An 8,065-nucleotide genomic window follows, 5' to 3' on the forward strand; every position below is an offset into this window, starting at 1 on the left:
TTCTGCGCCATGAAAAACAAATCGATCCTGGTCACCGGGGGCAGCGGCTTCCTCGGCTCTCATCTCTGCGAACGGCTCCTGGAGGCCGGCAACGAGGTCCTCTGTGTGGACAACTTCTACACCGGCGACAAGCGCAACATCTACCACCTGCTGAAAAACCCCCGCTTCGAACTGATCCGGCACGACATCACGTTCCCTCTCTATCTGGAGGTCGATGAAATCTACAACCTCGCCTGCCCCGCGTCGCCGATCCACTATCAGCGCGACCCGGTTCAGACGGTGAAAACCTGCGTGCACGGCGCGATCAATCTGCTCGGGCTCGCCAAACGGCTCGGGGCAAAAATCCTTCAGGCCTCCACCAGCGAAGTCTACGGCGACCCCACGGTCCACCCGCAGGTGGAAGAGTACTGGGGCAACGTCAACCCGGTCGGCCTCCGCTCCTGCTACGACGAGGGGAAACGGTGCGCGGAAACGCTTTTTCACGCCTATCGGATTCAATGCAATCTGCCGGTCAAAATCGTCCGCATCTTCAACACCTACGGCCCCCGGATGCATCCGAACGACGGCCGCGTGGTCAGCAACTTCATCCTGCAGGCGCTGAAAAATCAGGACATCACCATCTACGGCGACGGCAGCCAGACCCGGAGCTTCTGCTACCGCGACGATCTCGTCGAAGGACTGATCCGCATGATGGCGACGTCGGACGAGGTGACCGGCCCGATCAATCTCGGCAATCCGGGCGAATTCACCATTCTGGAACTCGCAGAACTGGTGATTGAGCTGACCGGTTCCCGGTCGAAGATCATCCGGCGCCCGCTCCCGGCGGACGACCCGAAACAGCGCCGTCCGGATACGACCAAGGCCCGGGAACTGCTCAACTGGCAGGCGGTCACACCGCTGCGGGAGGGGCTCCAGCGCACGATCGCCTACTTCGATCAGCTGCTGCGCGAAGATCCGGATTTCTGCAAGTAAAGGTTTTAATAACAGGACAAAGCTCATGATTCGAAATATTCTCTGCATCGGCGCCGGCTATGTCGGCAGTCCGACCATGGCGGTCATCGCCGACCGCTGCCCGCAATACCGGGTGACCGTGGTCGACATCAACCGCAACCGCATCGCTGCCTGGAACTCCGACGAACTGCCCATCTACGAACCCGGCCTCGAGGAGGTGGTGAAACGCTGTCGCGGCCGCAACCTCTTCTATTCGGATGACATTCCGAAGGGAATCCGGGAGGCGGACGTCATCTTCGTCAGCGTCAACACCCCGACCAAGACCTTCGGCGCCGGCGCCGGGAAAGCCGCGGACCTCCAGTATCTGGAGAAGACCGCCCGTGACATCATCGAATACGCCGATTCCGACAAAATCGTCGTGGAGAAAAGCACCCTTCCGGTGCGCACTGCGCAGGCGATGAGCCGGATTCTGCACTCCAACACCAAGGGGCTGCATTTCCAGATCATCTCCAATCCGGAGTTTCTCGCGGAGGGAACCGCCATCCGTGATCTGGAGAATCCCGACCGGGTGCTGATCGGCGGCATGGACACTCCGGACGGGCGGCGGGCGATTGACGAAATCGTCTCCATCTATGCGAACTGGGTTCCGCATGAGCGGATCATCACCACCGGGCTGTGGAGCAGTGAGCTTACCAAGCTGGTTTCCAATGCACTGCTCGCACAGCGGGTTTCCTCGGTGAACAGCATCTCCGCCCTCTGCGAAAAAACCGAAGCGAACATCGACGAGGTGACCGGCGCGGCGGGGCGCGACAGCCGGATCGGGCCGAAGTTTCTGAAGGCCGGGATCGGCTTCGGCGGCTCCTGCTTCAAGAAGGACATCCTCAATCTGGTCTACCTCTGCGGCTACTATGGTCTGCCGGAGGTGGCGGAGTACTGGGAACAGGTGGTCAAAATGAACGACTACCAGGCGCGCCGCTTCGTCGGGAACATGCTCGCCGCCATGTTCAACACCGTCGCGGACAAAAAAATCGCGATTCTCGGCTTCGCCTTCAAGGCGGACACCGGAGACACCCGGGAATCCCCCGCCATTTCAGTCTGCCGCCAGTTGCTTGAAGAGCACGCCAGAATCCGCATTCACGACCCCAAAGCACTCGGCAACGCCCGGCTCGACCTGGAGGACGCCGAAGGGGACATCACCTACTGCCCCGACCCGTACGATGCGGTCGAGGGGGCGCACGCCATCGCGGTGATGACCGAGTGGAAGTGTTTCCGGGATCTGGATTTCCGGCGGATTTTCGACCGGATGGAAAAGCCCGCATTTCTCTTCGACGGCCGCAATCTGCTCGACCATGCGGCGCTGTATGAGATCGGGTTCAACGTCTATCCGCTCGGCCGCAAGCCGATGACCCATTTTTAAGGAGGATTCCATATGAAGAGCCGGTTCTGCCCTCCTCTGTTCGCCGCACTGCTGCTGGCCGCGGCGGCGGGGTGTTCGCTGTTCCGCGGCACGATCTCTTCCGAACTGCGGGCGCTCGGCTTCCGGGCAGCCCTCCGCGGGGAACAGTGTGTTCTCACCGCAGAAAACGGCAGTACCTTGACGATCACGCCGGGAAGCAACCGGGCGCTCTTCAATGGAACGGTCATCTATCTGCCGGAACCTGCGCTCCGGGATGAAGACGGGGTCTATTCCCTGACACCGCTCACCCTGCAACGGACGGTGGAGCCGCTGCTCCGCCGCCGGACGGACAACGCCCGCCCGGTGAAATGGATTCTGCTCGATCCCGGCCACGGCGGCTCCGAACTGGGCGCAGTCGGGAAGAAGTATCAGGAGAAGGCGATTAATCTCTCTCTGGCTCTGGCCGTGAAACGCGAACTTGAGAGACGCGGCTACCTGGTGCGGATGACCCGTGCCGATGACCGCACGCTGTCGCTGGACCGGCGCGGAAAACTCACCGGAGAGCTGGGAGCGGACCTGTTTCTTTCGATCCACCACAACGCCTCGCCCTCCAATCCGAAGGCGACCGGCATTGAAACCTACGCCCTCACACCGGGCGGAGCGGCGAGCACGTCCGGCGGGAATCCGGGCAAGGCGCTGGCCGCAAACCGGTTTGACGCGGCCTCGATCAATCTGGCCGAACGGATTCAAACCCGGCTGATACAGGCGACCGGCGGACCGGACCGCGGCACAAAATATGCCAGGTTCCGGGTGCTGACGCTGGCGGAATGCCCGGCGGTGCTGATTGAAGCGGGTTTCATTTCAACTCCGTCGGAGGAGCTGGCTATCGCGTCGGCGGCCCGGCAGCAGAGGGTGGCCAGAGCGATTGCCGAGGGGGTTGCCGCCTACGACGCCTGGGTGCGCAGAAACACCTTCCGCTGACCCCTCCGGCCAGGCCGGGACGGCACGACGTACCGGCCCGGTATTCCTGCCTATTTCGCCTGTGCGGCGGGGCGGACAGCCGTAAGCGAATCCGCGAGCGTCTGTGCGGCAACCGGCGCAGACAAGTAGAGAGTGGTGCCGCGATAGTCGGCGGGATTGGCCACGGGGTTTCCAAAAAGATCCGCCCAGACCGCACCGGCCAGGCGACAGTTGAGCCGCACCGGCCGGGTATCCCCGGTCACGGCGGCGACAGAACGCTGCCCGTCACTGAAAATATGGATGGCGGCTCCCGGCAGTGGCTGAATCGACGTGACAAACCGCAATCCCTCCAACCGGCAGGTCATCGCCGAATATGCGGCCAGCATCGGATGCGGATACCCGTCCGCCCCGACCAGCGCCATGTAGTTCGGCCGATGAACCAGCGCGATGAAGCAATGCGCAGAGTACAGAAACACCTTGTCCACGCCACAAGCCAGCAGGGCGATCGTGAAACGGACGGTTTTATCGGCGCTTTCCAGATACTCCTCGTCGTTTTTCCACGGCAGGGTGTGACGATACAATCCGGCATAGCGACGGGAGAGATCCCCCACATCGTTCCCGCGGGACGCCCCCTGACCTTCGGAGAGATAGACCGGCTTGAGCGGCCGTGGCAGCGGGGCGAGTTTCCGCTGGAGCTCTTCCCACACACCGTCGCCGGGGAACCCGGTTTTCCGGTTCAGATACGTGTGGAACTCCACCCCGTCACAGAACTCATATGCCCCGGTGCGATAGACCTTTTCGCTCCAGTTGTCAAGGTCGTCCACATAGTGGGCAATTAATTTGCCCGCCGGATTGACCGCCCGGAGGTTCCGGAACGCAATCCGGGAGAATTCCGCGTATTCTCCGGCCGGGTCCTTCCCCTTGTCGAAGGAGCTGCTCCCATCCGGATGGACGATGCGGTTGACGCGCCAGCCGGCGGCAAGAGAGGGTTCGTTCCAGAAAGTCCACTCATCGATCACCCCTTTATAGCGGGATGCCACAGTCCGCACGTAGTTGGCAAAGGCCTTCCGGTCGTACGGCGCGTAATGCAGTTTGCGCTCCGGATCGTTCACTTTGTTCCGGGAGTAGTTGCTCGCCCAGGGAGGACAGGTCCCGAATTCCCCCAGAATCCGGAATCCATATTTGCGGTACATCATGAGTTCCGCGTCGTAAAAACTCCACTTGCCCGGTTCCTTTTCCAGATAGGCCCAGCCGATGTAGGGCATCCCGGCGTCATGCGTTCTGACCCAGGTGCAGCCGGCCGCCTTGACCGCGGTCAATCCGAGATCGTAGGGGTTGACGTGAATGCCGAAGGGAGAATCCGCCGGCGCTTCTTTGTCGAAGTATCGGGGGCGGTCAATCCGGGTGAGAATCAGCTCCGACACCGGCGATACCGGTTTCCCCGCCCGCATCAGAACCGCTTCGATCCGGAACTGCCCCAGAGAGCGTTTCGGCGGCAGTTGCAGTTCCACCCGGCCCTGCCGGTTCCTGCCGTCAAATCGGACGCTCTTCTGCGGCAGGCGACCGCCGTAGAGATCAAACAACGTCAGGTGCAGTTCCGCAGGCGCTGCCTCGCCGGAAATCCAGTAATCGAGCAACGCCTTTTCCTCTGAAAATTGAATCCGGGCCGACGATGCCGCTCCCGGAGCAACCGCCAGTGCAACCTCATTGGCCATCTGCATCCGATACTCCTGCGCGGAGCCCTCCACGACACGGAGCGCGTCAAACCAGAGATCCCCCTGCTCGGAAATCAGATGAAGTGCAATGCTGTCATCATCCGGCGAACTGGTGAAAGAGAGCGCCGCCCGTCTCCAGGCACCCTTCGTCGGCGGCAGGGCGGCATTCGCCAGAATCCGGCCGCTCTGCGAACGGAGCTGAGCAGAATATTTCCCCTCCCCCCGGTAGGAGAAGGAACAGGTGTTCCCCCGTCCCGGAGATGCGGTGATGAAGGGAGCCGAATAGATTGCCAGAGCCCGCCCTTTGTAATGATCCAGCTTGCCGTAGGAAAGTTTGAGCGACGGCCCTCCGGAGGGGCCCGGCTGGGCGGGATCGGCGATGATGGTGCCGTTCGCCCGCCATTGATCGAGGTTCCACCCGCTGCCGATTCCAAGCGGGAAACAGCTGTTGGCAAGAATGTTGAGCGAATTCGATGACGGCCGCTTGAGCCGGTCGTCGCCGGGAGAGGTTTCCGCAAGTTTCAGGGCGGAGAGATCGAACGTACCGGTGCCCTCGAAGTTCAGAAACAGCCCCAGCCGCCCATCCACATCACCGTGGAAGGTGAATTTCGTGCGGTGCGTCTTCCACTCGCCCCGGGGAATCCGCAAGGCGGCGACCACCCGGTACGGCCGATCCATGCGGCGGATGGAGAGACGCGCCTCTTCCGACATGCGGTTGGCAGCCAGTGCGCTCAATTCATAGGTGGTTCCCCGGGTCAACGGCGGCAGAACGGTGCGAAACCCGGGGAAGTTGGCATCGGGCACCGCCTTCTCCACCGAAAATCGCAGGTAGAAGCGATTCTGTTCATTCTGCGGCTGTGTACGAATTGCAGTTCCGGGGCACCAGTGGGTAAAATCCTCTTGCCATCCGCCGGGCAGAACGCCGTCGAACAAGCCGAGTTTCTCCGGACGGCGATCGACCTTGAACGGCTGGAGCTCTTCCGTAAAAACGGTCTCCTTGAGAATCCGCTTCCCATAGTCGTCCGGCAGTTCCATCACGGCGATCGAGCGCAAATCGAATACGCCGCTCTTGGTCAGTTCGAAAAAAAGCGCCGAGCGGTTCAAATTGAGCCTGGGGTCAAAACTTCTCACCTCGGAGACGACCTCTTCCCAGTCACCGGAACCGCGCAGTTTCACCATGCCGAATGCGCGGTACGGGGAGCCCTGCTCCCGAAAATAAAAGCGCATCCCACCGGGAACCGAACTTCTGGCCACCGCAAAAATCCGGTAACAGCGCTTCCGTTTCAGCGGCGGGAGATTGCACATGAACCGGGCCGCGGTAGGAGAAAATCCCTTCTTTTCCACCTGAAACCGCAGCCAGGCGCCATCGGCATCTTCCATGCGGCGGCTTTCAACGTCCATCCTGGTATCTCGTGCCACGGCATAGTTCTCCTTCCAGCCCCGGGGCAGGACGCCGCGGAAACGTCCGCCGCCCTGCTCGCGAAAATCCCGCTCAAACCGGGAAAGCCCCTGACTGAAAACGGAGTTCAGAATCGTCGATTCGCCATGAAGAACTACTCCGGCGAGACAAAGCATCAAACAAAAAATTCTCATCATGCCCTTATTGTTCCAGAACGAAGAAATTATTGACCTGCGCACCGATGCGCACATTGACGACGCGGAAATCCGTCATGAGAAGATTTTCCGTATGATTGTGAATGTAAGGGGGATACCGGACAACGGTTCCGGAGGTGTAGTTGAAATCGTCAATCCCCATGGTGCCGGGAATCGTCGAATACAATCCGGAAGAGGCAAGCTGCCCCTGCATCGGCACAACGAGAACGCCGTTTTTCAGCATCCTCCCCAGCCGGTTGCCGATTGTGCCGTTCTTGCTCCATGACCCGAAGTCGCCAGCGGCACCATACCAGATGTGGGTTGTTCCATAGTTGGTGAGATACCGTTCCGCGGCAGGCATCTCCAGACTCGGGCAGAAGAGAATATCCCTCGTATCGTTCCGGAAATTGTAGTGCTGCTTTAAAATGGTAATCCGGATCAGCGAGGCAAAACTGTAGTTGTCGGAGCCGCCGGAGCCGTTGATGGCGGGCAGGAATCCTTTGTTGTCATCGGCATACAGAATCAGCAACTGTCCGATGGATCGCAGGTTGGAGGCGCATTGCGTCGTGCGCGCTCGTTCCCGGGCTTTGCTCAACGCAGGGAGCATCATCGCCGCGAGGATTGCGATGATCGCAATTACGATAAGCAGTTCAATAAGAGTAAATAAGAGATTTCCGGCCTGACAAAATGGTACGGGAGTTCTACGACTCGCGTCCTTTGATGGAACCCGTTGCTGTTTCACGTTTGACCTCTTGGATTCTGCGCATTTTCCATTGATCTTTTTAGGATTTATACTATATTATACCACAAAGAAAGCGGAATTCATAGAGGAGAAAACGATTATTAGCAGGACAAATCGATACTTGCACTATCAGGAATCGCTGCCACCCTCGAGTCTGAGGCAATAACATAGCAAACGGTCGCCCCGGTGAGCAATCTCAGCAGGAGGCGACCAACTCGATCCAGATCTCGTTGATGAGATGTAACCGGGAAAAAGGCGACCGCAACAAAACAGTGACAGGCAGGACGGTGAGCACGCATGACCGGCAGTCAGACTGCAGGCACGAAATTATGCATATTTCCTGATACCGCCACTTGAAGGATATCGGGTGGTTCTGATTGAAGCAGATTCCATTTCACCCCCGTGCCGGAGCAGACAATCGCTTCGGAGTTCCGGTAACCGGGAATCACCGAAGCGATCGCGTCAGTGACGCCTGGATGTGCAGGAACGCTGCTCCCGTAAAATGAAATGCTATTTCCGGCCGGCCGGATTGACTTCGTTCTGCGACACAAAATCCAATGAACTCAACAACTGCTCCGGAGCATAGCGACCATGGAAAAAATACAGCACCCGCTTCAATTCCGGCTGGTCATCATAGGGATTCCCGTACAGATCCACGCGCCTTACCCCCGGCAATCTGCTTTGCAACAGATAAGACGCGGCGGTTTT

Annotated in this window: 6 protein-coding genes; 3 read left to right on the forward strand and 3 right to left on the reverse strand. The window is 59.6% G+C overall.

The genetic code is table 11. From position 1 onward, the window contains the following. Positions 1–9 precede the first annotated feature (9 nt). From ACMLHG_RS09225 to ACMLHG_RS09235, 3 genes are read left to right on the forward strand one after another with little or no spacing between them, the layout of a single operon-like run. Positions 10–972, forward strand: a complete 963-nt coding sequence (locus ACMLHG_RS09225) for a UDP-glucuronic acid decarboxylase family protein (protein ID WP_294434438.1) — start codon at positions 10–12, stop codon at positions 970–972. Positions 973–997: 25 nt separating this feature from the next. Then, a complete protein-coding gene (locus ACMLHG_RS09230; protein WP_417170303.1) occupies positions 998–2,368 on the forward strand; it encodes a UDP-glucose 6-dehydrogenase in 1,371 nt (456 codons plus the stop codon). Between the two features lie 12 nt (positions 2,369–2,380). Then, positions 2,381–3,328 carry an N-acetylmuramoyl-L-alanine amidase family protein gene (locus ACMLHG_RS09235; protein WP_417170304.1) on the forward strand — a complete coding sequence of 316 codons (948 nt, stop codon included), beginning with the start codon at positions 2,381–2,383 and terminating at the stop codon, positions 3,326–3,328. Between the two features lie 50 nt (positions 3,329–3,378). Here ACMLHG_RS09235 and ACMLHG_RS09240 read toward each other — a convergent pair whose 3' ends face one another. From ACMLHG_RS09240 to ACMLHG_RS09250, 3 genes are all read right to left on the reverse strand, one after another. Then, positions 3,379–6,618, reverse strand: coding sequence for a hypothetical protein (locus tag ACMLHG_RS09240; RefSeq protein WP_417170305.1), 3,240 nt, complete (start codon positions 6,616–6,618; stop codon positions 3,379–3,381). A 4-nt stretch (positions 6,619–6,622) separates the two neighbouring features. Continuing rightward, the gene (locus tag ACMLHG_RS09245; protein ID WP_417170306.1) at positions 6,623–7,357 is read right to left on the reverse strand and encodes a prepilin-type N-terminal cleavage/methylation domain-containing protein; all 735 of its coding nucleotides are present in this window, start codon (positions 7,355–7,357) and stop codon (positions 6,623–6,625) included. Between the two features lie 510 nt (positions 7,358–7,867). After that, positions 7,868–8,065, reverse strand: a 198-nt coding sequence (locus ACMLHG_RS09250; protein WP_417170307.1) for a hypothetical protein, incomplete at its 5' end; no start/stop codon positions are given.

The organism is Victivallis sp. (assembly GCF_048170485.1).
Classification (GTDB): Bacteria; Verrucomicrobiota; Lentisphaeria; order Victivallales; family Victivallaceae; genus Victivallis.